At 63.2% G+C, this 24832-nt stretch carries 20 protein-coding genes and 1 other RNA gene; 12 read left to right on the forward strand and 9 right to left on the reverse strand.

The genetic code is table 11. The features are described 5' to 3' along the window. Positions 1–343 precede the first annotated feature (343 nt). Together LL972_RS03770 and LL972_RS03775 are read left to right on the forward strand one after the other, a co-directional pair. Complete coding sequence (locus tag LL972_RS03770) at positions 344–673, forward strand: hypothetical protein (protein ID WP_228326461.1); 330 nt, start codon at positions 344–346, stop codon at positions 671–673. A gap of 429 nt (positions 674–1102) precedes the next feature. Continuing rightward, positions 1103–3310: a hypothetical protein gene (locus LL972_RS03775; protein WP_228326462.1), complete on the forward strand. Its 2208-nt coding sequence runs from the start codon at positions 1103–1105 to the stop codon at positions 3308–3310. A gap of 171 nt (positions 3311–3481) precedes the next feature. Here the strand turns inward: LL972_RS03775 and LL972_RS03780 are convergent, their stop codons facing one another. Both LL972_RS03780 and ssrA read right to left on the reverse strand, forming a co-directional pair. Further along, entirely contained in the window at positions 3482–4807 is a 1326-nt protein-coding gene (locus LL972_RS03780) for a site-specific integrase (RefSeq protein ID WP_228326463.1), read from the reverse strand. 308 nt (positions 4808–5115) lie between these two features. Continuing rightward, positions 5116–5512: a transfer-messenger RNA gene (gene ssrA, locus LL972_RS03785) on the reverse strand. A 133-nt stretch (positions 5513–5645) separates the two neighbouring features. Here ssrA and LL972_RS03790 point away from each other — a divergent pair. Next, positions 5646–8102 (forward strand): S8 family serine peptidase, encoded by a 2457-nt coding sequence (locus LL972_RS03790; protein WP_228326464.1) that lies wholly within the window; start codon positions 5646–5648, stop codon positions 8100–8102. Positions 8103–8256: 154 nt separating this feature from the next. Here LL972_RS03790 and smpB read toward each other — a convergent pair whose 3' ends face one another. Beyond that, the gene (smpB, locus tag LL972_RS03795; RefSeq protein ID WP_039520446.1) at positions 8257–8760 is read right to left on the reverse strand and encodes an SsrA-binding protein SmpB; all 504 of its coding nucleotides are present in this window, start codon (positions 8758–8760) and stop codon (positions 8257–8259) included. 60 nt (positions 8761–8820) lie between these two features. Between smpB and LL972_RS03800 the strand changes: the two genes are divergently transcribed. Together LL972_RS03800 and LL972_RS03805 are read left to right on the forward strand one after the other, a co-directional pair. Continuing rightward, entirely contained in the window at positions 8821–9252 is a 432-nt protein-coding gene (locus tag LL972_RS03800; protein ID WP_016901567.1) for a type II toxin-antitoxin system RatA family toxin, read from the forward strand. Positions 9253–9254: 2 nt separating this feature from the next. Next, on the forward strand, positions 9255–9530 hold the full coding sequence (locus tag LL972_RS03805; protein WP_228326465.1) for an RnfH family protein: 276 nt from the start codon (positions 9255–9257) through the stop codon (positions 9528–9530). 267 nt (positions 9531–9797) lie between these two features. Here the strand turns inward: LL972_RS03805 and LL972_RS03810 are convergent, their stop codons facing one another. Further along, entirely contained in the window at positions 9798–10193 is a 396-nt protein-coding gene (locus tag LL972_RS03810; RefSeq protein WP_039528130.1) for an outer membrane protein assembly factor BamE, read from the reverse strand. Between the two features lie 104 nt (positions 10194–10297). Here LL972_RS03810 and fur point away from each other — a divergent pair, with 104 nt between their 5' ends. After that, positions 10298–10708, forward strand: a complete 411-nt coding sequence (gene fur, locus LL972_RS03815; RefSeq protein WP_016901564.1) for a ferric iron uptake transcriptional regulator — start codon at positions 10298–10300, stop codon at positions 10706–10708. Positions 10709–10839: 131 nt separating this feature from the next. Here fur and recN read toward each other — a convergent pair whose 3' ends face one another. Further along, a complete protein-coding gene (recN, locus tag LL972_RS03820; protein WP_228326466.1) occupies positions 10840–12504 on the reverse strand; it encodes a DNA repair protein RecN in 1665 nt (554 codons plus the stop codon). 116 nt (positions 12505–12620) lie between these two features. Between recN and hrcA the strand changes: the two genes are divergently transcribed. From hrcA to LL972_RS03850, 6 genes are all read left to right on the forward strand, one after another. After that, positions 12621–13673, forward strand: coding sequence for a heat-inducible transcriptional repressor HrcA (hrcA, locus tag LL972_RS03825; protein WP_184359121.1), 1053 nt, complete (start codon positions 12621–12623; stop codon positions 13671–13673). A gap of 99 nt (positions 13674–13772) precedes the next feature. Continuing rightward, positions 13773–14291: a nucleotide exchange factor GrpE gene (grpE, locus tag LL972_RS03830; RefSeq protein ID WP_010366360.1), complete on the forward strand. Its 519-nt coding sequence runs from the start codon at positions 13773–13775 to the stop codon at positions 14289–14291. Between the two features lie 142 nt (positions 14292–14433). Further along, positions 14434–16359 (forward strand): molecular chaperone DnaK, encoded by a 1926-nt coding sequence (gene dnaK, locus LL972_RS03835; protein ID WP_228326467.1) that lies wholly within the window; start codon positions 14434–14436, stop codon positions 16357–16359. 159 nt (positions 16360–16518) lie between these two features. After that, positions 16519–17649: a molecular chaperone DnaJ gene (gene dnaJ, locus LL972_RS03840; RefSeq protein ID WP_039511676.1), complete on the forward strand. Its 1131-nt coding sequence runs from the start codon at positions 16519–16521 to the stop codon at positions 17647–17649. A 332-nt stretch (positions 17650–17981) separates the two neighbouring features. After that, positions 17982–18890, forward strand: coding sequence for a pyridoxal kinase (gene pdxY / locus LL972_RS03845; RefSeq protein WP_228326468.1), 909 nt, complete (start codon positions 17982–17984; stop codon positions 18888–18890). Continuing rightward, positions 18887–20014 (forward strand): prephenate dehydrogenase, encoded by a 1128-nt coding sequence (locus LL972_RS03850; RefSeq protein WP_228326469.1) that lies wholly within the window; start codon positions 18887–18889, stop codon positions 20012–20014. The genes pdxY and LL972_RS03850 overlap by 4 nt, the downstream gene beginning before the upstream one ends. A gap of 272 nt (positions 20015–20286) precedes the next feature. Here the strand turns inward: LL972_RS03850 and LL972_RS03855 are convergent, their stop codons facing one another. From LL972_RS03855 to LL972_RS03870, 4 genes are all read right to left on the reverse strand, one after another. After that, positions 20287–20499, reverse strand: coding sequence for a hypothetical protein (locus LL972_RS03855; RefSeq protein WP_047128489.1), 213 nt, complete (start codon positions 20497–20499; stop codon positions 20287–20289). A gap of 148 nt (positions 20500–20647) precedes the next feature. Further along, positions 20648–22051, reverse strand: coding sequence for a TolC family protein (locus LL972_RS03860; protein ID WP_228326470.1), 1404 nt, complete (start codon positions 22049–22051; stop codon positions 20648–20650). After that, positions 22048–23142 (reverse strand): efflux RND transporter periplasmic adaptor subunit, encoded by a 1095-nt coding sequence (locus LL972_RS03865; protein WP_228326471.1) that lies wholly within the window; start codon positions 23140–23142, stop codon positions 22048–22050. The genes LL972_RS03860 and LL972_RS03865 overlap by 4 nt, the downstream gene beginning before the upstream one ends. Beyond that, on the reverse strand, positions 23126–24814 hold the full coding sequence (locus LL972_RS03870; RefSeq protein ID WP_228326472.1) for an ABC transporter ATP-binding protein: 1689 nt from the start codon (positions 24812–24814) through the stop codon (positions 23126–23128). Before LL972_RS03870 ends, LL972_RS03865 begins: the two co-directional genes overlap by 17 nt. Positions 24815–24832: the final 18 nt, after the last annotated feature.

A 24832-nucleotide genomic window follows, 5' to 3' on the forward strand; every position in this document is an offset into this window, starting at 1 on the left:
CTTCATGGAACCTCCTCGGGAAAGGGGACGAGAAAATTCCACTTCTGGCGTCAGCTAATGGGCGGGGGGATTACCCTACTACTACCAAGTCGTTAGGCCTCATACCGAAAAAGACGCTTACGAACGAGAATTCCGAAAGAACCGTCTCGATCCAGAGGTTGCACTACGGAGCGGACTGGCCTGGTGGAAGTTAGGTAAATATGAGCATGAGCATGAGGAATATACTATTTATACGTCGGCGCCCTTGCTACACGAGCTTCTTGCGCGAGGCAGGATCACTGCACTGACAGAAAATGAATGGGTCAATGCCCTTACCCGGGTATACGCTTTTGGCGATCACGCAATGAAGATCAGTAACCCATATTTGGGCTTGGGCACCGATCCCGGTAGCCAAGCGAAGAGTGAAGCCTTGGCGCGGATACTTTGGAAGCACCAGTCTGGGAACGGCATGACTGCGCCCGAGGTGCTTGATTTCGTAATTTGGGGGGATGGTGATGTGGCCGAGCGGATCTGGCTAGCGAGCCATGATCATGACTACAAGCTTTCACATATCGGCACTAGCATCCTGGGTGAGGTGGTGGGTTGGGCACGTCCGACTGACTACCCACCACGTAACTCACGCACGAGCAAAGCGCTTCGAGCGCTTGGGAACGACGTCGATGTTCTCGTCTAGCAGCCAAAACTCACCACTGGGCAGGGCTCATTGGACACAATTGTGCGTTGACACGCTAAGTCACGATTGGCTAGAGCACCAACGCAAGACAATCAGACCAAGACAATAAGCGCGATCCAAGCTCCTGCACCCATGCGTTTGGGTGAGCTGGTTCTTCGAGGCCCTGGTTACACCTGATGAGAGCTGGGGCAGGGCATGCGTAAAAAAGCATGTTGCGCTGTTTTTTTGAAGGGCTTTAGCGACAGGAATATTGGGTTAGGCGAGAAGAAGTTTAATGCCGAGGGGCGAATTCGGCCGATGTGAGAGACTTCCAAAAGGGGTGCTGCAGACCCTGGTCGGGTGCAGTAGCTTTTTTGCCTGCGGTTCAGCTTGCTAAAGAGTGGAAAAAAATCCAAATTTCCTGAAAAAATCACTTAACGGGGGGCAGAAATGGCAAAGGTCCGTAAGAAGAAAGCGCCTATGGGAAAGGTTCTGAGCAAAGAGGCGGTTGTTGCGAATTGGCTCATTGACCTAATAAATAGTGGCAAGCTCGTAAATGAAATTATTGGGCAGGATGAAATCGAGTCCGTTATCGAGGCCGCCGACCAAGCCAGCCACCTCCCCAGATTTTCGATTGACAAGATGAGTCGGCTGGCCAGTGCGAGGGCTTCAAAATTCGTCCTTGGCCAATTGGGTCTTCTAGAAATCGTTGCTGTTGACAAGAGCATTTCGCTGGCATCTGGCGAGGTGCTCAGACCCGATATTATCGCTTACAATCCGGAATCAAGAGTGGTGCTGATTTTTGAAGTGAAAAGGGAGAAGGGGCCAGAGCGGCAGGCAGTTTCAGAGTTGGCAGGTTATGAGCATGAAATTCAAAACCTGTTTCCATTCCTTTCGAACATGGACATTTGCTTTGTCATCGTTGCTCGTGATTGGAGTGACCTTTTAGACCATGGTGTCGCGAGCTTGACTACATGGTCAGGCAAGCAGTGTTTGGCCTTGAGCCTGGATTACGACGCTGAACCACGGCGATTACAATGTCGTATCGTCGAGGCCTGGTATCCAACCGCAACTGTTGATATTCCCGAAGAGGCGATGCAATGTTTTGATGTTGCCCTCTACGAGAAAACCGATGACTCTCTAAATCGAGACAGTGAGTTTCCGCCTCCGCTTGTTCAAACGGCCATCAGCATGATTGCTCGTGAAGGGGACCGAATGCGGTCTCATGGTTTTTTGATGCTTTGGCGAAACCTTGCTGATTCAAGTAGGGCCCATTGGGTGTTCACGTTATGCACGCTTGACTCTGGCGTCTTTCACGCAGCAATGCAGAAGAACGCTGATGGTCGGCAATCCACATTGACCACCTATTTTGCTAAAGTAGGCGGCCTTTCAAGTGGCTCTATGCCGGAGAGCGGATACCGGATTATAGATCATGCGAAGAGTCTTCTTTCGGAAGATTACGATGTCCAGATTGAAAATCATAACACTTGGAAAGAGAAACAGCGGCAGCATCGCGGCCGCTCTGAACCTTTTTTATTTGAATTTTGGGGAGAGCCAGGCGACTTCTCGCGATCCTTTGTGATAAGCCAAACGGTGCGATCCTCTCTACTCCCATTTCTTTCGACTTCAAAGCTTGACTGGACACATCCCCTTGTGGCACTTCCCGCTATCGGCTACATGTCTGGCAGGATTCCCTTTGTCGAGGGTCAGGTCTTCTGCAGGGATCTATTCGAAGCTGGCATAACCTTGGGCTCGCTGCAAATATGCTTGCTACACATTCGATCATTACTGGACCAAGGCGGAAATGATCCAAGTGTCGAGAAAGAAAGCGCACTGCGCATCGCCGTCGCCTTGTCTAAATGGTGTTTCCCGGAGGCTGTCGCGTTGATGGCTGAGCTGGCTCAGCTTTTTAAAAGCTACTCATCTATTCAGGAACCACCGCCACCACTCTCTAACAGAGAGGAAAATTCGGTCGAGAGCGTGGATGCCATCATCGAGTGGGTAACGAATCATCTTATTAACGAGAGTGGTTATCACAAGGGGGCATTCTTGCTGGGATTGCAACTAAGTGGGTGCTACGAGCTCCTTAATGCTGGAAAGCCGTTAAATAAAACGCCAGATGGCTTCGAGGAGATTCGGGAAAAAGTGATCCTCTTCTGCCGAAACGTAACTGAGGAGATGATTGAGTGGCGTAAAAATAAGCACATTTCGCACGGAAATGGATTGTATGTAAGAGACTACATTCAGGGGCTGACTTCCATTACAAATACTGGGGGTGAAACTAATATAGTGTTCGGCCTCAAAGATTTGGATTTTGATAGGCTTTTAGATGTGCTTCGTCTTTGCGTAGATGCGGTCGATAAAATTCGTTTTCCTGTTCATCACACGTTGGTGCCTACGGGGCCGTTGAAGCCAGACATGTCTTTATTGAAGAGTCGTGTTCAACACATCTTTGAGAAAGGTGATAAGAGGCCTGCTGTTATAGTAAGTGCCTCGGGCGCATATGGTGTGGGACACCTTCCAGAAGAGTGTAAGATTCTGCCGCCCCTGGAGAGTACGGAGGACGCTATCTATTTTCTAGACCAAAGAATTGGATTTGCAATGGCTAATAAGTTGAGTTGGGAAGAAGTGGGTGTAAGATTTGCCAAAGGACTATAAGTTACGTTGCATGGCTAACCTCCGGTCTGACTAGGCGCTAGCTTCTAGCGCTAGCAAGTTGATCGCCTAGCTTACAAGTTCCGTGTGTCCGCTTAGGTGCAGGCATTAATTCCGGGACGATAGAATCCACTCAGCCACCACACGGTATTCGGGGCGAGATCCCTTGTGATTTTAATTCTTCCACACTGTTGTTCTTGTTTTGTTTGTCCTCTTTTTGGCCGCTTGCTCGCGCCGTCGTTCCATGTGGCGAACCTGCTTGAACGCACGGTCAAATTGCCCTGGCGTGTAAGCGGGCAATGGAAGCGGAGGGCCAAACCGTTCAATGGCCGCAAAGCGAGCGGGGACAGAAGGTGGATCGACGTAGTGCTTCAAGCCTGGTGGAAGCGTCAACTCGTGGCCGGTGATTTGCTGCGAAATCGGAAGCGACACGCCGTGCTCATTGACCAACGAATTGGACAAGGTGTGTCGGAAGCAATGAAAGCTTTTGAGCCGTTGGGTCAGCCCTTGCTTGATCGCATAGGCCCGGAACTGATCCCCCAGCGCGTCGCCATACCCGTTTTCGGCGTTGTAGGGCAGATGCGGGAACAGCCGCTCAAAGCCTGCGCGCTTGACCTCATCCACATAGACCAAGAACCCAGCCTCAATCAGGGATGTGGGCAGGGGCACGAAGCGGGAGGAGTGGGGGTTCTTCAAGCGCTGATCCGGCTTTGCTCCTCGGAAATGCACGCCCCAGAAGTCACCGACCTTGCCGATGTCTTCGACATAGAGCTGCGCGACTTCGTTGACCCGAGCACCGGTCGCAAAGCCCAACAGCGTGCCAAACCATCGGTGCGGATACTTTTTGGCCCAAGACGTGAACGCATTCAGTTCAAGCAGCGCTTCGAGCTCAGCCTGGCTAAACGGATCACGGCTCGGCTCGTCGGTGAGCGACTTGGCACGATTGAGGATGGCTTTGTGAGGCGCCTTGCTAATCAGGTCTTCGTTCGCCAAGGCGTTGAAGAAGGATGCAATACGATCCCGATGCTTTTCCTTGGTGCGCATGCTCAGCAGTTCATGACCACCTTGCCGCGCGTTGCTCAGGATTTCGACAGGGGTGAGACCGGCGAACACCGCCTTCTTGGTGGCGTTGCTCGGGTAGTGCTCAAGCGCATCCAGGAACTGGCGGACATCAGCGGTCTTGTAGTCCTCGACCGGCTTGTCGCCGACAAGCGCCACAAACAGCCCCAGGCTGTGTTCGGTATCGAGCACGTTTTTCGCGCTTCGCCCCACACGCCGCATTTCACTGATGTGGATGGTGGCGCGCTCTGACAGCAGCGGTCCGGCGCTCTTCACAGAAGCCAGTTGCTGAAGAGGGAGGTGTTTCAGTGCGTCAAGCAGCCGAGCATGATCCTCAGCGCCGTTGGCAGAGAGCTCCACGCCACCGACCTTGATGGTGTAGGGGCGGGCTTCGTTCCCTTGCAACGCGGCCAGCGCCTGGCTCAGCAAATCGTCCCGCATGCCCGCTCCTTGCCGCATCTGATCGAATGCTTCCGAGAGTGCCACAGCCGTTCGAGCTACGGCCAGACGTGCAGCATCACCAAGGGTCAAGCGAACGGGACGGACAAGGTAGCGTGAGCCGATGAGGGCTTGCAGGTCAGTCGGGACGAAAAAGCGCACATAGAGCCCAGCTGGGCGGCGCAAAAAATAAGGTGTTGGCACGGGGTTTGATACCTCGTTTGATACCTAACGCAGGCTCAAACTGAACATCAAACCCCGGGCCTAACCTTCGCAGAATCAAGCACTTACTGCTCTCTTCCGCGTTCAGATGGTGGAGGTGGGCGGAATCGAACCGCCGTCCGGAAGCACTCCATCCCCAGCACTACATGCTTAGCCCTCCGTTAGATCTCATTCCCAGGCAGCACGGTTGGCAAAGCGCACCTGGAAACCAGCCTGCTTTATCTAACCGGTAGCTGACAGGCAGCCACTACCGATGGTTCCGTGATAATGACCCTACACCTACGAGCACGGGCACAAGTAGGTTCGGGGGTTCGCCTTAGGCGGCTGTAGAACTACAACTAAAGCCAATTAAGCGGCGATAGCGAAGTCCGAACCGTAGTTGTCATCGTTGGCAACTAAAAGTTTGCTGCTGGATTAACGAGGAAAGCTGCCCCCTCGGCATGCGCCAAGCGACTTCGCGACCCCCGTCGAAACCAGTGCACCCCCGGGGAAAGCATCAAAACGCTGACCTCGCCAGTATAGGGATCGGGGCGCCCTGTCACAAGTGGTGAGACGTGCGGCGCTTACAGTGGCTTCAGTCCTATCGGACGGAATAGTCTGGTACTCAAGGAGAGAAGCGATGGCGACAGGCAAGCCCCCACGCCCACGGCAGGCACGTAGCGCCCCCCGCACGCGCGCACCGGGTGTCGACGCAGCCAAGCCTCGGCGCGCAGCCAGGGCCGCGCAGCAGCAGTCGCAGGACACCACGCTGACACGCGTGCAGGGCAAGGCGCGCACGGTGATCTATATCCATGGCATCGGCAACAAGCCGCCGGCCGAGGTGTTGCGCTGTCAGTGGGACAAGGCCCTGTTCGGGCGGCCGATGGGCGAGCGCACGCGCCTGGCGTATTGGGTCAATCGCGAGCGCTATCCGGTTGCCGAACCCGGCAATTGCGATGCGCGCGATGTCGGCCCGGCACTCAATCAAAGCGTGCAGCGCGCCTTGAGCACGCTTGGGCTGGTGCCAGGCGAGCAGGACCTGCATCTGCTCGCCGATGCGTTGGCGCAGAGCGAGCAGGAACGCAGCGATCTGCATCGGTTGCTGGACGAGTTGGATGCCGCGCCCGCCATGCCGGCAGCCGGCGAGGTGCAGGCCAAAGGTCCGATCGATGCGATCAACCGCGTGCTGCTGCGGCTGATCTCCGCCGCGCTGCTGCAGGACGTGCACGATTTGTTCTTCGTGCCCGAGCGTGCAGCGTTGATGCGCGACAGTCTGGTGCAGCGCCTGCGCTCGGGGGGCGGGCCGTTCGTGGTGGTCGCGCACAGCCAGGGGTCGATGATCGCATTCGACGTGCTGCGTCAGCTCCAGGCTGCCGAGTGCGAGGTCAGCCTGTTCCTGACGTTGGGCTCGCCCCTGGGCCTGCCGCAGGTGCGCAGCATGTTCAAGCGCTGGACCGGCACGCGCAAGCTGCCGTTTCCTCCGTGCGTGCGGCGCTGGATCAACGTCGCCGATACGCGCGATCCGATCGCGCTGGATCCGGATCTCAGCGACGACATCGCCAATGCCAAGGGACGGTTCGAAAACCTCGCGGGCGCGCGCTTCAATCCGGACTGGCAGCACAACGCGCATTCGGGCTCGGGCTATCTGTCGATTCCGCAGGTGCGTGCGGCGGTGCGCGAGGCGGTGGGCGTTGGCTTCGATCAACCGGTCTCCAACGCCGTATTGATCAAGGATCTCAGCGAGCAACTGGAAGCGCATGGCGCCGAGTACCGGCACGAAGTGCTGATCGAACTGGATCGGCGGGTGTCCGGCGACGATCCGGCCGGCACGCGTGCGCTGCTGTTGGCGCAACTGCGCCAGGCCGCTGCAGGCACCACCGGTTTGAGCGGCGATGCGCTGGACGAGGCGATCGCGCTGGAGGATGGCTTGCAGCGGTTTGTGTCGGCGCGGCTGACGCGGTTCGAGATCGAATCGCTGCAGGACCGCTACCGCGCGCTGGGATTTCGGCGCGTGTGGCGCGATGCCGGCAAGCGCGCGTTGATCAACGTGTCCGGCAACGTCTTGCATGCCGATGCGGCGCGCACCGCATATCGCGCACGCGGGCAACAGGTCGGCTGGGCGGTGCTGGACACCGGTATCGCGGCCAGTCACCCGCATTTCTTCGCAAAGGGCGAGCGCGACACGGTGGTGGCGCAATGGGATTGCACGCGGCGGGGTGCAGCCAAGCGATTGACGCGCGCCGACGGCGATGCCTTCGCCCGGCTGGATCGGCACGGGCATGGCACGCATATCGCCGGGATCATCGCCGGCCATAGCCGCGCGGTGATTCCCGACGCGCAGGGCAATCCAGGCAAGCCGCTAGAGTTCGCCGGCATGGCGCCCGATACCCAGCTCTACGGTTTCAAGGTACTGGACGATGCCGGCAACGGCCGCGATTCGTGGATGATCAAGGCGGTGCAGCAGGTGGCGGCAATCAACGAGCGCGCCGGCGAGCTGGTCATCCACGGCGTCAATCTGAGCCTTGGCGGTTATTTCGATCCGGAGAGCTATGGCTGCGGTTTTACGCCGCTGTGCAACGAGCTGCGGCGGCTATGGCGGCAAGGCGTGCTGGTGGTGGTGGCCGCCGGCAACGAGGGCCTGGCGTGGTTGATGGGCAACGACGGCGATGCGTATCCGGCCAACATGGATCTGTCGATCAGCGACCCGGGCAATCTGGAAGACGCCATCGTGGTCGGCTCGGTGCACAAGAGCAGTCCGCACAACTACGGCGTGTCGTATTTTTCCTCGCGCGGACCGACCGCCGATGGTCGCGGCAAGCCGGACGTCGTGGCGCCGGGCGAAAAGATCCTGTCGGCCTATTACGACTTCGACCCGAACGACCCGGCGAGCCTGATGGTGGAGATGAGCGGCACCAGCATGGCCGCACCGCACGTCTCCGGCGTGCTGGCCGGATTCCTCTCCGCACGCCGCGAGTTCATCGGCTTCCCGGATCGGGTCAAACAGCTGATGCTGGACACCAGTACCGACCTGCAACGCGATCGCTATGTGCAGGGCAGGGGGGTGCCGAATTTGATGCGGATGCTTGGGGCGACGTGAGGAATCGGGAGTGGGGAATCGGGAATCGTAAAAGCGCGATGCTTCTCACGGATCCAGCAATGCCCGCGTCTTTAACTAACGTGAGGTCAACGCAGCTGAGATCAACGCAGCGAGCCTACCCAGCTCTTGCGATTCCCCATTCCCGATTCCTTACTCACGCGTCGCGGTTATGCCGCCGCATCACGCGCTGCTTGTCGCGCTGCCAGTCGCGGTCCTTGGCGGCGTCGCGCTTGTCGTGGTTCTGCTTGCCCTTGGCCAGTGCGATTTCCAGCTTGACCTTGTTGTTGCTCCAGTACAGCGCGGTGGGCACCAGGGTATAGCCGTCGCGTTCGACGCTGCTCAGCACCTTGTCGATTTCCCGGCGGTGCAGCAACAGCTTGCGGTCGCGGCGTTCCACCGGCACGGTGTGGCTGGAGGCCTGGATCAACGGGGTGATCTGCGCGCCGATCAGGAAGATCTCGCCGGAGCGCACGTAGGCGTAGCCGTCGATGATGTTGGCGCGACCGGCGCGGATCGCCTTGACTTCCCAGCCCTGCAGCGCCAAGCCGGCTTCGTAGCGCTCTTCCAGGTGGTATTCGTAGCGCGCACGCTTGTTCAGCGCGATGGTTTTCGTGGCCGTCGCGCCGTTTGCTTTATCCTTGGCTGGTTTCTTGCTCATGCCGCTATTGTCGCCGATTCGGCGTCATCAAACGATCTTCTGTCTTTCACAAGTTAGCGAATGCCTACCATCCGTCGCAGCGCCCTGGTCGAACACAGCGCAACCCGCATGTTCGATCTGGTCAATGATGTTGCCGCCTATCCGCGCCGTTTCGGCTGGTGCGATGCTGCGCAGGTGCTTGAACAGGACCAGGCGCACATCGTGGCGAGGCTGGATCTGGGGCTGGGGTCGTTCCGCACCTGGTTCACCACCGAAAACGTGCTCGAACGTCCGCAGCGCATCGTCATGCATCTGCGCGACGGGCCGTTCAAGCGGCTGGAAGGCCTGTGGGAATTCCAGTCGCTGGGCGAGAACGCCTGCAAGGTCAGCCTGACCCTGGAAGTGGAAACCAGCTCGCGGCTGTTGGGGCCGGCACTGGCGCTGGGCTTCCAGGGCCTGGCCGATCGCATGGTCAACGATTTCGTGCGGGTTGCCGACCGCGGCGACGTCTGAGCATGCGGGTCGACGTCGTGCTGGCCTGGCCGGACCGTTGCAGTTCGGTGTCGCTGGATCTGGCCGAGGGCGCCACTGTGGCCGAGGCGATTGCCGCGTCCGGTCTGGCACCGGATCGACTACCCGCGGCGCAGGCGGTCCATGGGCTGATTGCGCGCCCGGATCAGGTGCTGCGCGACGGCGACCGGGTCGAATTGCTCAGACCGCTGCTGCTGGATCCGAAGGAAGCGCGGCGTCGCCGTGCCGGGCCGAGCAAAAAAGCCGGTCCCAACGGGTAGCGGTTTGCCACTGCTGCGATGCGCATGTGCGTCATAGCGAACTCTGCCGGCGACGGCTCTGAAGCGCGAACGCAGTGGCGTGGACATGCGTAGTTGACGCGAGACGACTAGTAAGGGCGTTGGGTATCAGTGTCCAGGCTCGCGCTGCAGTCCTCGAGCAAACCCGTCGTTTCGACCAGGCAAATAAAAAAACGCATCCGTTCAAAGGGATGCGTTTTTCTCAGTTGACCGACATCAGGCGATCGCAAGATCGCCGAGTCAAGTGCATCAACGGCCGCGCTGCTTCTTCTTGTCGCGGGCCAGATTGCGACCGAACTGCTTGGGTGCCGACTTGGCCAGCTGCTCGTCCTGAGACGGGAAATAATCGCCTTCCCAGCGCACGACCTGCTCGTTTTCGAAGAACACGGTGAAGTTCTTGATCTCGGTGCGCGCCAGACGGTCCACGCGCTGGGTGGAGGTGTAGTCCCAGCGCTGCGAATGGAACGGGTCGGGGATCGAGGGGGTACCCAGCAACGCGCTGACCTGCTGCTTGCTCTGGCCTACCTGCAGTTGCTCCACGGCATTCTGTTTGATCAGATTGCCCTGGTAGATCGGCTGCTTGTAGATGATGCCGCAGCCAGCGGTGGAAAGAGCAACGGCGGCGACCAGCAGGAGATTACGCATCGGGGATTAAGTGCTGAGGAAATCACGCCGATGATACACTCCCGCCGGTCGCCGCGACCCGTTTGATGGCAGCTGGCGCTAAATCGCCAATGAACGGAGAACATATGGAAACCCACGACCTGCGCAAAGTCGGGCTCAAGGTGACCCATCCGCGGATGCGGATCCTGGAATTGCTCGAGCAGAAGAGCAACCAGCACCACCTCAGCGCAGAAGACATCTATCGGCAGTTGCTCGATCACGGTGACGAAATCGGTCTGGCCACTGTGTACCGGGTGCTGACCCAGTTCGAGGCTGCCGGCCTGGTGCTGAAGCACAATTTTGAAGGCGGTCAGGCGGTCTATGAGCTGGATCGCGGCGGCCATCACGACCATATGGTGGACGTGGATACCGGCCACGTGATCGAGTTCGAGAGCGAAGAGATCGAGGCCTTGCAGCGTCAGATCGCCGCCCAGCATGGCTACGAGCTGGAAGAGCACTCGCTGGTGCTGTACGTGCGCAAGAAGCGCCCGCGCTGACAGCAAGCCAGGGGCATTGACAGCAAGCCAGGGGCATTGCGGCAACGACAAGGCGGCTTCGGCCGCCTTGTGCGTTTGCAGCCATCGGCTGCCCGGCAATCCTGAGCTGTGCCGGCACTGCGCCCGTCGGCTCAGGCGCTCTGCAGCAGCTTGCGTGCCGCCGCGCGGGCTTCCTTGCTGACTTCCACCCCGCCCAGCATGCGCGCCAGTTCTTCCTGGCGGGCCTGCGGGCCGAGCAGTTCGACCGCGCTCTGGGTCATGCCGTCTACCGGTGCCTTGCTGACGCGGTAATGCGCATGGCCCTTGGCGGCCACCTGCGGCAAGTGGGTCACGCACAGCACCTGGCGCTCTTCGCCGAGGGCGCGCAGCTTCTGCCCGACGATATCGGCCACCGCGCCGCCGATGCCGGAATCGACTTCGTCGAAGACCATGGTCGGCACGCTGTCCAGCCCGAGGGCGGCGACCTCGATGGCCAGTGAAATTCGCGACAGCTCGCCGCCGGAGGCGACCTTGCGCAATGCGCGCGGCGGCTGCCCGGCATTGGCGGCGACCAGGAATTCCACCCGCTCGGCACCATTGGGATCCGGGCGCAGGGCGTCCTGCGGCTGCAGCTGGATCAGGAACTGCCCGCCGCCCATGCCCAGCTCGCCGATCAGCGTGGTGGTGGCGGCCGACAAGGCCTCGGCAGCGGTGGTGCGGCTGGCGCTGAGGGTACTGGCTACACTGCGCCACACGCCAATCGCTGCCTCGATGTGCTTGTCCAGCTGCTGCAGGCGCTCGTCGGCGCCGCGCAGGCTTTCCACCTCCAGGCTCATGCGGTCGCGCTGGGCGGCCAGCTCGTCCGGGGTGACGCGGTGCTTACGGGCCAGATCGTGCAGGCGGCCGAGCCGGCGCTCCATCGCCTCGAACTGGGCCGGGTCGGCCTCCAGGTCGTCGCGCACGCGGTCGAGCAGGGCCAGCGCCTCTTCGATCTGGATGACCGCGCTGTCCAGCAGCGCATCGACCTCGCCCAGGCGCGGCTCGTGCTCGGCCACGCGCGCCAGGTCGTGGCGGCTGTTCTGCAGCAGGCCCAGCGCGCAGGCGCCATCGTCGCCATTGAGCTGCAAGGCCACGCTGTCGCAGGCGCCGATCAAGGCGGTGGCATGCGCCTGGCGGCGGTGATTGACGTCCAGCGCGGCGATCGCGGCCGGGTCCAGGTCTTCGCGTTCCAGTTCGCCGAGCTGGTGTTCCAGGAAACCGATGCGGTCGGAGACATCGCCTTGCGCGGACAGCGCATCGCGCTCGTCCAGCAAGGTCTGCCAGCGGGCGCTGGCCTGGCGCACCTGTTCGCGCTGGGCGCCGTTGCGGGCGTAGGCGTCGAGCAGGGCAAGCTGGCTGTGGCGGGCCATCAGGGCCTGGTGTTCGTGCTGGCCGTGGATATCCACCAGCTTTGATGCCAGTTCCGCCAGTTGCGAGGAAGTCACCGGGCGGCCGTTGATCCAGGCGCGCGAGCCGCCATCGGCACGGATGATCCGGCGCAGCTGGCATTGCGCATCGTCGTCGAGTTCGTTGTCCGACAGCCAGGTCAGGCCCGGGTGCTGGGCCGGAAGCTGGAATTCGGCGGACAGTTCGGCGCGGTCGGCACCGTGGCGGACCACGCCGCTGTCGGCGCGCAGCCCGGACAGAAAGCCCAGTGCGTCCACCATCAGCGACTTGCCGGCGCCGGTTTCGCCGGAAACCACGGTCATGCCTGGCCCGAATTCCAGTTCGGTGGCGCGGACGACGGCGAAATCCTTGATGGAGAGGTGTCTGAGCATGGGATCGAGTGTGAACGCTTTGGGCAAGCTTAGGGTGAGAGTGGCGGGCAGGGAATAAGAGGCTTGCCAACCGCAGGGCCAGACATTATCTATGCCCAGTCTCACCGGATGATCCCATGCGCGCGTCACAGTCCCCAACGCTCGACCCCCGCGCACGCCAGCTGCTGCGGACGCTGATTGCCCGCTATATCCGCGATGGCGAGCCGGTGGGCTCCAAGACGCTGGCCCAGCACGCGGGGCTGGACGTCAGCCCGGCCACCATCCGCAACATCCTGGCCGACCTGGAGGACGTGGGGCTGCTCAGCTCTCCGCACACCTCGGCCGGGCGGGTGCCCACCGCGCACGGTTACCGGGTGTTCGTCGACAGCCTGGTGCAGATGCAGCCGCCCGGCGAGGAAGAGGTGCGGCGCCTGCGCGCGGAGCTGTCCAGCGGCAACGGCACCCAGTCGCTGCTGGGCAGCGCCTCGCAGATGCTGTCGGCGATGAGCCATTTCGTCGGCGTGGTCAGCGCGCCGCGGCGCGAGCAATTCGCGTTCCGGCACATCGATTTCGTGGCGCTGGACGCGCGGCGGGTGCTGGCGATCCTGGTGTTTGCCGACAACGAGGTGCAGAACCGGGTGATCGAGCCGCGCCGGGCCTACGAGCCGGCCGAGCTGGAGCGGGTGGCCAATTACCTCAATGCGCAATTTGCCGGGCGCGCGTTGGCGGACATCCGCGCCAGCCTGTTGCGCGAGCTGCGCCTGGCCAAGAACGAGATGGAGCAGCTGCTGGCGCACAGCGTGGACCTGGCCAGCGAGGCGCTGGTACCGGCCGATGCCGACGACATGGTGATGGCCGGGCAGACCCGCCTGATGGGCGTGCAGGACCTGTCGGACCTGGACCGGCTGCGCGAGCTGTTCGAGGCCTTCGCCAGCAAGCGCGAGATCCTGCAACTGCTCGAACGCACCATCCAGGCGCCGGGCGTGCGCATCTTCATCGGCGAGGAGACCGGCATGGTGTCGCTGGACGATGTCTCGCTGGTCACCGCGCCGTATGCCGCCAATGGCCAGGTGCTGGGCGTGCTGGGCGTGATCGGGCCCAAACGCATGGCCTACGACCGGGTGATTCCGCTGGTGCAGACCGCCGCCCAGGTGCTGGGTGCGGCCATGGAACCGCCCGGCACGCGATAAGCGGCAACGATCGATACGATCATTTTGCTTGAAACGCGCGTGCGCGCCCACATACGGGGTGACGTTGGGGCGGGCGTTCCGCTTGCCCGGGAACTGCATATGAACCAAGACCACCCCGAATTCGACTCCGAAGACCTGTCCCAGAACCCACCCGAGACCGATCCGCTCAAGGCCGAGATCGAGTCGCTGCGCAGCGAGATCGCGCTGGTCAAGGCCGATGCCCTGCGCGAGCGTGCCGATCTGGAAAACCAGCGCAAGCGCATTGCCCGCGATGTCGAGAACGCGCGCAAGTTCGCCAACGAGAAGCTGCTGGGCGAGCTGTTGCCGGTGTTCGACAGCCTGGACGCCGGTCTGACCGCGGCCGGTACCGAGCCCAGTCCGCTGCGCGATGGCCTGGACATGACCTACAAGCAGCTGCTCAAGGTCGCGGCCGACAACGGCCTGACCCTGCTCGACCCGGTCGGCCAGCCGTTTAATCCGGATCAGCACCAGGCAATCAGCCAGGGCGAGGCCGAGGGCATCGCCCCGGGCCACGTGGTGCAGGTGTTCCAGAAGGGCTATCTGCTCAACGAGCGTCTGCTGCGCCCGGCCCTGGTGGTCGTGGCCAAGCACGACTGATTGCCGGCGCCCGGCTGAACTGCCGGGCGCGCGGTTAGAACACAGATGCGCACAGATGGCTTGAACACCTGCGCGCCACCCCCACATCTCAGCCAGACCCGGCGTCGCCGGACACAGCTAAAGAATCATCAGGAGCGTATCCATGGGCAAGATCATTGGTATTGACCTCGGCACCACGAACTCGTGCGTGTCGATCATGGACGGCGGCAAGGCCCGCGTCATCGAAAATTCCGAGGGCGATCGCACCACGCCTTCGATCGTCGCCTACACCAAGGACGGCGAAGTCCTGGTCGGTGCCTCGGCCAAGCGCCAGGCCGTGACCAACCCGAAGAACACCTTCTACGCGGTGAAGCGCCTGATCGGCCGCAAGTTCACCGACGCCGAAGTGCAGAAGGACATCTCGCACGTGCCGTACGGCATCCTCGCCCACGACAACGGCGATGCCTGGGTGCAGACCAGCGATGGCAAGCGCATGGCGCCGCAGGAAATCTCTGCCCGCGTGCTGGAAAAGATGAAGAAGACCGCCGAGGACTTCCTGGGCGAGAAGGTCACCGAGGCCGTGATCACGGTGCCGGCGTACTTCAACGACAGCCAGCGTCAGGCCACCAAGGACGCCGGCCGCATCGCCGGTCTGGACGTCAAGCGCATCATCAACGAGCCGACCGCTGCAGCCCTGGCCTATGGCCTGGACAAGAACGGCGGCGACCGCAAGATCGCCGTGTACGACCTGGGCGGCGGTACCTTCGACGTGTCGATCATCGAAATCGCTGAAGTCGATGGCGAGAAGCAGTTCGAAGTGCTGGCCACCAACGGCGACACCTTCCTCGGCGGCGAAGACTTCGACAACCGCGTCATCGAGTACCTGGTCGACGAATTCAACAAGGATCAGGGCATCGATCTGCGCAAGGATCCGTTGGCGCTGCAGCGCCTGAAGGACGCCGCAGAGCGCGCCAAGATCGAGCTGTCGACCAGCCAGCAGACCGAAGTGAACCTGCCGTACGTCACCGCCGATGCCTCGGGCCCGAAGCACCTCAACATCAAGCTGACCCGTGCCAAGCTCGAAGCGCTGGTGGAGGACCTGGTCAAGAAGTCGATCGACCCGTGCCGCACCGCGTTGAACGATGCCGGCCTGCGCGCCAGCGACATCAACGAAGTGATCCTGGTCGGCGGTCAGACCCGCATGCCGAAGGTGCAGCAGGCGGTTGCCGATTTCTTCGGCAAGGAACCGCGCAAGGACGTCAACCCGGACGAAGCCGTGGCCGTGGGCGCTGCGATCCAGGGCGGCGTGCTGGCCGGCGACGTCAAGGACGTGCTGCTGCTGGACGTGACCCCGCTGTCGCTGGGTATCGAAACCATGGGCGGCGTGTTCACCAAGATCATCGAAAAGAACACCACCATCCCGACCAAGGCCTCGCAGACCTTCTCCACCGCCGAGGACAACCAGTCGGCCGTGACCGTGCATGTGTTGCAGGGTGAACGCGAGCAGGCCCGCTTCAACAAGTCGCTGGCCAAGTTCGACCTGTCCGGCATCGAGCCGGCGCCGCGCGGCATGCCGCAGGTGGAAGTGTCCTTCGACATCGACGCCAACGGCATCCTGCACGTGTCGGCCAAGGACAAGAAGACCAACAAGGAGCAGAAGGTCGAGATCAAGGCCGGTTCGGGCCTGTCGGACGAAGAGATCCAGCGCATGGTCGCCGACGCGGAAGCCAACCGCGAGGAAGACAAGAAGTTCCAGGAACTGGTGCAGGCCCGCAACCAGGCCGATGGCCTGATCCACGCCACCCGCACCGCGATCACCGAGCATGGCAGCAAGGTCGGTGGCGATGTGATCGGCAAGGTGGAAGCGGCGCTGTCGGATCTGGAAACCGCCATGAAGAGTGACGACAAGGCGCAGATCGAAGCCCGCAGCAAAACCCTGGAAGAAGCCGGCCAGTCGCTGTACGCCGCCGCCGCCGCGGCAGAACAGGGCGGCAACGCCGATGCGGCCAGCGGCAACGCGCAGGCCTCCAAGGCCGCCGACGACGTGGTGGACGCCGAGTTCACCGAGGTCAAGGACGACAAGAAGTAAGCCGTGATTTGGGAGTTGGGAGTGGGGATTGGCGGCCGCTAAAGGTGCCGATCCCCATCCCGATATCCTTTACGCGTCGCGTCGCCAAGGCGGACCAGCGCATGCTGTCCGCTTTTGCGTTTCAACGAATCTCAAATCACGAATCCCCAATACCGGCTTATGAGCAAACGCGATTACTACGAAGTGCTGGGCGTTGCCCGTGGCGCCAGCGACGAGGAGCTGAAGAAGGCGTATCGGCGCTGTGCGATGAAGCACCACCCGGACCGCAATCCCGGCGACGCTGCTGCCGAGGCGATGTTCAAGGAGTGCAAGGAAGCCTATGAGGTGTTGTCGGACGGCAACAAGCGCCGCGCCTACGATGCGCATGGCCACGCTGCGTTCGAGCACGGCATGGGCGGTGGTGGCGGTGGGCCGGGTGGCCCGGACATGGGAGATATCTTTGGCGATATCTTCGGCAATATTTTCGGCGGTGGCGCCGCCGGTCCGCGCGCTGCGCGACGTGGTGCCGACGTCGGTTACGTGTTGGAACTGGATCTGGAAGAAGCCGTTGCCGGCATCGAACGCCGCATCGAGATCCCGACCCTGATCGAGTGCGAGCCCTGCCATGGCAGTGGTTCGGAAGACGGCAAGGTGGAAGTGTGCGGGACCTGCCACGGACGCGGCCAGGTCCGCATCCAGCGCGGCATCTTCGCCATGCAGCAGAGTTGCCCGCATTGCGATGGGCGCGGCACGCTGATCCAGAATCCGTGCAAGACCTGCCACGGCGCCGGTCGCGTGGAAGAAGACAAGGTGCTGTCGATCAAGGTGCCTGCCGGCGTGGATACCGGCGACCGCATCCGCCTGGCCGGCGAGGGCGAAGCCGGCCCGGCCGGCACGCCGCCGGGCGATCTATATGTGGAAGTGCGCGTGCGCGAGCATGCGATCTTCCAACGCGATGGCGACGATCTGCATTGCGAAGTGCCGATCCGCATCTCGCAGGCCGCGCTGGGCGACACCGTGCGTGTGGCGACCCTGGGCGGGGAGGCGGAAATCCGCATTCCCGCCGAAACCCAGACCGGCAAGCTGTTCCGGTTGCGCGGCAAGGGTGTGCGCTCGGTGCGTAGCCGCACCGAAGGCGATCTGTATTGCCGCGTGGTGGTCGAAACGCCGGTGAATCTGACCGCCGACCAGCGCGAGTTGCTGCAGCAGTTCGAAGCCACGTTCACCGGTGAGGATGCACGCAAGCATTCGCCCAAGTCGGCCACCTTCATCGATGGCGTCAAGGGTTTCTGGGATCGCATGACGTCCTGAGGCTGGGAATCGGGAGTCGGGATTGGGGAATCGTAAGGGCGGTGTGGCCCGCCCTGCCGGGGTAGTGCGCCAGTGTGGCGATTCGGGATTCGTGGGAGCGGATGCCGGCTCCCCAATGTCCGGAAAGTTGCACGATTGAGCAGAGGTTCTCCAGACGAATGCCGGCCCCGAGGCCGGCATTTGCGTCTTGCGGCAGGGCCCCCGCAGATCGGAGGCGCTATCGACTGCTGCCAGCACACGGACCGACCTGGCGCGGTGTGCGCAGCGGCGAGCGGACGACGGTCGCATCGATCGACGGTGGGCGCGCGGTGGCGCTGACGTAAAATGCTGCGATGAACAATGCCCCCGACAGTCATCTGGTCCACGGTCGCCGCCAGCGTCCGGATGGTCCTTCGCCGATCGATGTGATCTCGGTCCAGTCGCAACTGGTCTACGGCCATGCTGGCAACAGCGCGGCGGTGCCACCGTTGCGTGCGCTGGGCCTGCGGGTGGCGGAAGTGCCCACCACGCTGCTGAGCAATGCGCCGTTCTACGCCACCTTGCGCGGCCGCATCCTGCCGGCCGACTGGTTGGCCGATCTGTTGCTGGGTGCGAGCGAGCGCGGCCTGCCGCAGCGTGCGCGCATGCTGGTCTCCGGCTACTTCGGCAGCCTGGCCAATGGCGAGGCATTCGCCGACTGGCTCGAGCAGACCTTGCCGCAGGCGCCGCAGCTACGGTATTGCCTGGACCCGGTGATCGGGGACACCCACACCGGCCCGTATGTCGAGCCTGGACTGGAGCGCGTGTTCGCCGAGCGGCTGTTGCCGCATGCCTGGCTGGTGACGCCGAATGCGTTCGAGCTTGGGCGACTGACCGGTTTGCCGAGTCTGGAGCAGGACGATGCCGTCGTTGCCGCGCGCGCATTGCTGGCGCGCGGTCCGCAGTGGGTGCTTGCGCACAGCGTGGCCGGTGCGGCAGGTGAGCTGGTGACTCTGGCGGTCAGCAACACGGCGGTGTATCGCTGGGCCACGCCGCATCTGCCGGTGGATGTGGCCGGCACCGGCGATGTGCTGATGGCCTTGCTGATCGGGTTCCTGCTGCGCGATATGCCGTTCGAGCAGGCGGTGGGGCATGCGCTCAGCGGCGTGCATAGCGCGCTGGAAGCCACGTTGGCGGCAGGCTTCGAAGAGTTCGATGTGCTGGCCGCCGCACCGGCCGCACTCGCTGACGCACCGCGCTTTGCCGTCGAGCGATTGGCATGATGGCGCAGCCGGTGGTCGGCATCGTCGGCATCGCCGGCGCTTACGGACGCTGGCTGGCGCAGTTTTTGCGCGCGCGCATGGGGCTGGAGGTGATCGGCTTCGATCCGGCCGGGGACGGCGACATCGACGAAGCCACCTTGGCGCAGCGTGCGGACGTGCTGATTTTTTCTGCGCCGATCCGCCACACCGCCGCATTGATCGAACGCTATGTGGACCTCGCCGGCCCGCGAGCGGCGTCGCAGTTGTGGATGGATGTCACCTCGATCAAGCAGGCGCCGGTGGCCGCGATGCTGGCCTCGCAGGCCGAGGTCGTCGGCCTGCACCCGATGACCGCACCGCCCAAAGCGCCGACCTTGAAAGGGCGGGTGATGGTGGTCTGCCAGGCGCGTCTGCAGCAGTGGTCCGCATGGGTGCAGACGCTGTGCACCGCGTTGCAGGCCGAATGCGTGTACGCCACGCCCGAGCACCACGACCGCGTGATGGCGCTGGTGCAAGCAATGGTGCACGCCACCCATCTGGCGCAGGCCGGTACCTTGCGCGACTACGCGCCGCTGCTCGGCGAGCTGCGCGCGTTGATGCCGTATCGCTCGGCCTCGTTCGAGCTGGATAGCGCGGTGATCGCGCGCATCCTCTCGCTCAATCCCGCAATCTATGAAGACATCCAGTTCGGCAACCCGTACGTGGGCGAGATGCTTGATCGGCTATTGCTGCAACTGCAGGAACTGCGCGCCTTGGTCGCGCAAGGCGACGATGCGGCGCGCGCGCAGTTTCGCGCCCGCTTTCTGGACGACAACGCACAGGCGCTACGCGGCGAGTCGCTCGCTGCCGGCAATTACACCTACGAGCGCGTGGGCTACCTGCTGGCCGACCTCACCGAGCCGCTCACCTTGAGCGTCTATCTGCCGGAAGACCAGCCCGGTTCGCTACGTGCGTTGCTGCATGTGTTCGAGCAGCATGGGGTGAATCTGTCGTCGATCCACTCTTCGCGCACGCCGGTGGGCGAGCTGCATTTTCGCATCGGGTTCGAGCCGGGCAGCGATCGCTCGGCGCTGGCGCAGGCCGCCAGCGACATCGACCGCAGCGGCATCGGACGGGTGCTGGAGCGTTACGATCGCAATGGTTAGCAGCAATGCAGGGGGGCCGTGGGCTTGCCCGCTGTCGATGGCGACAGCAGGGTGCAGATGCCAGTCACTGATCATGTGCCGGCCGAGTGACACCGCATGCGATGCCCGCCAAGGGCGAGGGTGATTGTCGCTTGGCATAATGCCGAACAACACGCACCGGTTTCATCCACACAGGGTGTGGATGAAACCTGCACAAGCATGTGGATAACTGTGCGCAGCCATTGCTCTGTAACGGCTGCGGACGGGTTGGTCAAAAAATGACCAGTGCTATTTCAAGGCGTCGACAGGCGCAGCTCGCCACCATCGGTGATGAAGCGCTGGCCCTGCCGTTGCAGGCGACGGCCATCGGGCAGTTCGTAGCGTGGCGCCGTATGCGCTTGCGTGCGTGCCTGCTGCCCGTTGCGGGATTCGAGCTCGTCGCGGAATTCGATGATGACGTAGGACTCGCCATCTGCACCGATTGCGGGAAATTGCCGGAAAGACATACGCACCTCCGAAGAATCAGGGTCGTCGTGCGAGCCGCCAGGGACCGCACCACCGGCGCCGGGCCGGCCGAAGCGAGCATGCGCAGGTAGGTGTTACCCGGGCGTCATTGCGCGATGCGGCAAGGTTGGCGAGCCAACCGGCGCCCGTTCATCGACTCAGTTGCAACGCGTCCCGATCGGCCGTTGCCGCCGCCAGCTCCGCACGCGCCGAGGCAATGCGCGCCTGTGCATCGATCAGGCGCACGCGGGCATCGTTGGCGGTTTCTTCGCGCTGGTTGACCAGGAAGAAATCGCCCGACCCCAGTTCGAAGCGGCGGCGCTCGGCGGCTGCCAGACGGTCGGCCAGGCTGCGTTCTTCGTCGGCGATCCTGGCCAGCCGCTCGGCGGCGTTGAGCGAGATGACGATCGATTCGACCTCCACCGTGATCTGGTCGCGCAGGTAGCGGCTGCGCTGATCCAGCGCCTCGATCTCGGCGCGTGCTTCGGCGACCCGGCCCTTGGCGGCGCGGTTTTCCAGCGGCACGCTGAAGCGGAAGCCGATGATCGCGTCGGTCGGGGAGCGGTTCGGGCCGCCGACACCGGGCGATCCCAGGTCCTTGCTGACCTCGAAACTCAGATCCAGGCGCGGCTTGAGATCGTTCTGCGCCAGCATCAGCCGCGCGGTGGCCTGATCGATGCGGGTCAGCACCGCGCGGTAATCGGGGCGCTCCACCGGTGCGGTGATCTTGCTGGCGCCGGCCAGGCCTTCCAGCGCCGACGTGTCGGCCGGCAGACGTTCGGTGGAGACGATCAACGGCATGCCGGCATCGTCGCGCAGGTACAGCGACAAGGCATTGGCAGCATTGGCGAAGTCCTGCTCCGAGCGCACCACCAGGGCGCGTCGGCGGACCAGGTTCTGGTCGTTTTCGGTCAGCAGGATGGTGGGCCGCGCGCCCAGCGTCACCTGCCGGGAAATCGCATTGCGGCGCTGCTCGGCCAGCTGCAGCAGGTCGTTGTACGCGCGCAGCTTCAGGCCGGCCGCGACCCAGCTCTGGTAGGCGTCCACCGCGCGGCGTTGCACACCGATGGCGACCATTTCCGCCTCGTACTGCGCGACATCGATATCGGCACCGGCAACACTGCGGCGGGTGCGGCGCTCATCGACCACCCGGTCGCGCAGCAGCGCATACAGTGCGCCGACCTTCACTTCGCCACCGCGGTCGGTGTAGGACTTGTCTTCGTAGACCGGGAAGGAACCACGCGAGGAGCGGTAGCCGCCGTAGTAATAGCCGCCGTTGTCATCGAACGGGCGCTTGACGGTGCTTTCGATCGCGCTGCCATCGTAATAGCCGGCCTCGCGCGAGCGGCCGTCGATATCGAACACGGTATCGAACGCGCCATCGGCCGAGATGCCCTTGCCTTCGGCCTGGCGGACCTTGGCCAGCGACTCGACGATCTGCGGAGAAGCGCGGGCAGAGGAGCGCAGCACTTCATCCAGCGTCAGCGGGGCGGTCTGGGCGGCAACCACGCCCGGTGCGAGCGCGATCAGCAGGACGACAAGACGGCGGATCATTTCTTGCCGGTCTCGTCGTCTTCGGACTTGCCGGCCGACGCCGGCTTGGCCTTGCCCTCATCCTGCGTCGTCGTCGTCGCCGACGGGCGGCGGCCGAACTCCAGCGGGAAGTTGTTGAGCTGGCGCCACAGTTCGTAGCCCACCTTCACCGTCTCGCCCTGCACCCAGCCGCGCACCTTGCCGCCCTGACGGGCGAATTCCTGCGCCGGCCAGGCCGGCTTGCCCGGCTGCGGTTCGACCAGGATGCGGAACAAGCCATCGGGCGCGGCATTGGGGTCGATGGCGCGTACGCGACCATCGAACATGCCGTGTGCCACCGACGGCCAACCGCTGAACTGGATCGCCGGCCAGCCTTCGAACTCCAGCCGCACCGGGCGACCGGGGCGGATCAGCGGCACGTCGCGGCCGTCGATGTACAGCTCGACCGCACGCTCCACCCGCTCCGGCGCGATCACCGCCAGCACCGTGCCGGGCGAGACCATCGCGCTGCCGCTGGCGGCGTTGAGCTGCTGCACGCGCCCATCGCGCGGTGCGCGCACCAGCTGCGCCGACTGACGGTTCAACTGGATGTCGATGCGGGTCAGCTTGGCACGCGATTCGGCCAGCTTGGCGTCGGCTTCGGCCACCTTGATCTGGGTCAGCTCGTAATCGCGGCGGCCGGCCAGGCCTTCGGCGAGCAGCTGGCGGCTGCGTTCCACATCGATACTGGCGACCGCGCGCGATTGCTGGATGGCGCTGATTTCCGCCGCCACCTGGGCCCGCTCGCTGGCGAGACGGGCCAGCAGGTCCGGGTCCAGGTCGCCGACGCGGGCGATCGGATCGCCCTTGGCGACGTGCTGACCATCGTGTACATACCAGCGCTCTACCCGGCCCGGCACGAAGGCGGTGACCTGTTGCTGGCGGTCACCCGGGTCCAGCGAAACCACCTGACCCTTGCCGCTGGCGGTCTGCACCCAGGGCGCGAACGCCAGGATGGAACCGGCGATGGCCACGCCGATCAGCAGCATCCACGCCAATACCTTGGCGATGCTGGGCGGGCGCATGGATGCCAGGGTGGGGAAGTGCGCGATCCGGTCAGAGGCGTGCTGCATCGTCGGCCTCCTGCGTGGATGCGATCAGGTCGGCGCGGGTGGCGTAGCGCTGCTGGCGCTCCGGTTCCAGGCGGAACCAGCCATCCAGGGTGATGTCCTCCGGCCGGCCGGTGCACAGCAGGACCGTGGTGCCGGCCTCCTTCAGCTGCCGCAGCACCCGGGTCAGGCGTTCGGGCGGCAGCAGGTCGTACAGCTGCGACAGCATCAGCACGCGCGGACGCACCAGCAATGCATTGGCCAGTTTCAGCGCCATCACTTCGCCGATCCACAGCGGGTAGCCGGAGGCGGCAAGCCGGGTGTCCAGGCCTTGCGGCAGCGCGGCGATGCGCGCACGCAGCCCCACCGTATCGATGGCTTCGAGCATCGTCTCGGAGGTCACCTCGGCCGAGGCCATCGACAGGTATTCACGGATGGTGACCTCGACGATGGTCGGTCGATCGAGCACGGTCACTTCAGAGCGCAGCAGGTACATGTCGAAGGTGGCCATGTCGGCGCCGCCGACCATCACCAGCCCGCGTTCCGGGACGACGTGGCGCTTCAGCACCATCGCCAGCAGACGTTCGGCGCCGCCGTCGGCCAGCGTCACCAGTTGTTCGCCGGCCTCCAACGCGAAATCGAAGCGCGCCCCCTCGATCACCACCCCGTCCAGGCGCACGGCACTGTTGCCGGGGATCTTGCCCGCGGCGGCCACCGGGCGCTCCTGCGGAATGGCATACAGCACCGACAATTCCTCGGCGCTGGCCACCAGGTCGTAGAACACGTCCAGGTAGGTGCCCAACTGCGCGATGCCGTAGAACACCGCGCTGAGGATCAGCTCGGCGGCCACCAGCTGGCCGATCGACAGTTCGCCACGCAGGATCAGGCTGCCGCCCAGTGCCAGCAGCGCCGCGCTGGCGACCGCGTAGGTGAGCAGGAACGCCACGGTCTGGGTGAAGGTGTAGCGGAAATGGCGCCGATGCCGGGCGACATAGGTGGCGGTCACCGCTTCGGAGCGCTCCATCGCGAAGTTGAGATGGCGGCTGGATTTGTAGAAGCCGTTGGAGCCACCCACGCTTTCCAGCCAGTGCGCCGCGTTGTGCTTGGCGTGGCTCAGTTCCACCGCCGAGCGGATCGAGCCGCGCGACCAGATCATCCAGATTGCGAAGATGATCAGCAGCAGCAGGGCGTTGAAGCCGAGGAAGAACGGGTGATAGAAGCTGGTGACGATCAGGCCCACCGCCGATTGCAACACGATCGTGAAGGCACCGACCGCCAGGCTGGGCACCGCTTTTTGCACCACCACCAGATCGAAGTAGCGGTTGAACACGTCGCCACGGTTCTGATCGGCGAAGAACGGGTTCTGCGCATGCACCGCGCGCACCGTGATTTCCGCCACCACCCGCGCAAACAGACGGCGCTCGAACAGCGCCATCATCCACACCCGCATCGCGCTGAGCGCAGCCACCAGCAGCAGCAGGCCCAGCAACAGGCTGGACAGGGTCCACAGCGGGGTGGGCAGCGCGGTGTTGGCGACACTGTTGATCAGCAACTGCACCGAGATCGGCGTGGCCAACGACAGCAGGCTGATTGCGACCCCATACACCATGGCCAGGCGCACATAGGGCATGTCCGGCCCGACGATTTCCGCCAGCCAGGCTCCCGCTTCCCGCCATCCGATCTGCTTGCCCGCCATTCGATTTCCGTTGATGAG

Source organism: Xanthomonas campestris pv. asclepiadis (assembly GCF_020784175.1).
GTDB classification, from domain to species: Bacteria; Pseudomonadota; Gammaproteobacteria; order Xanthomonadales; family Xanthomonadaceae; genus Xanthomonas; species Xanthomonas campestris_D.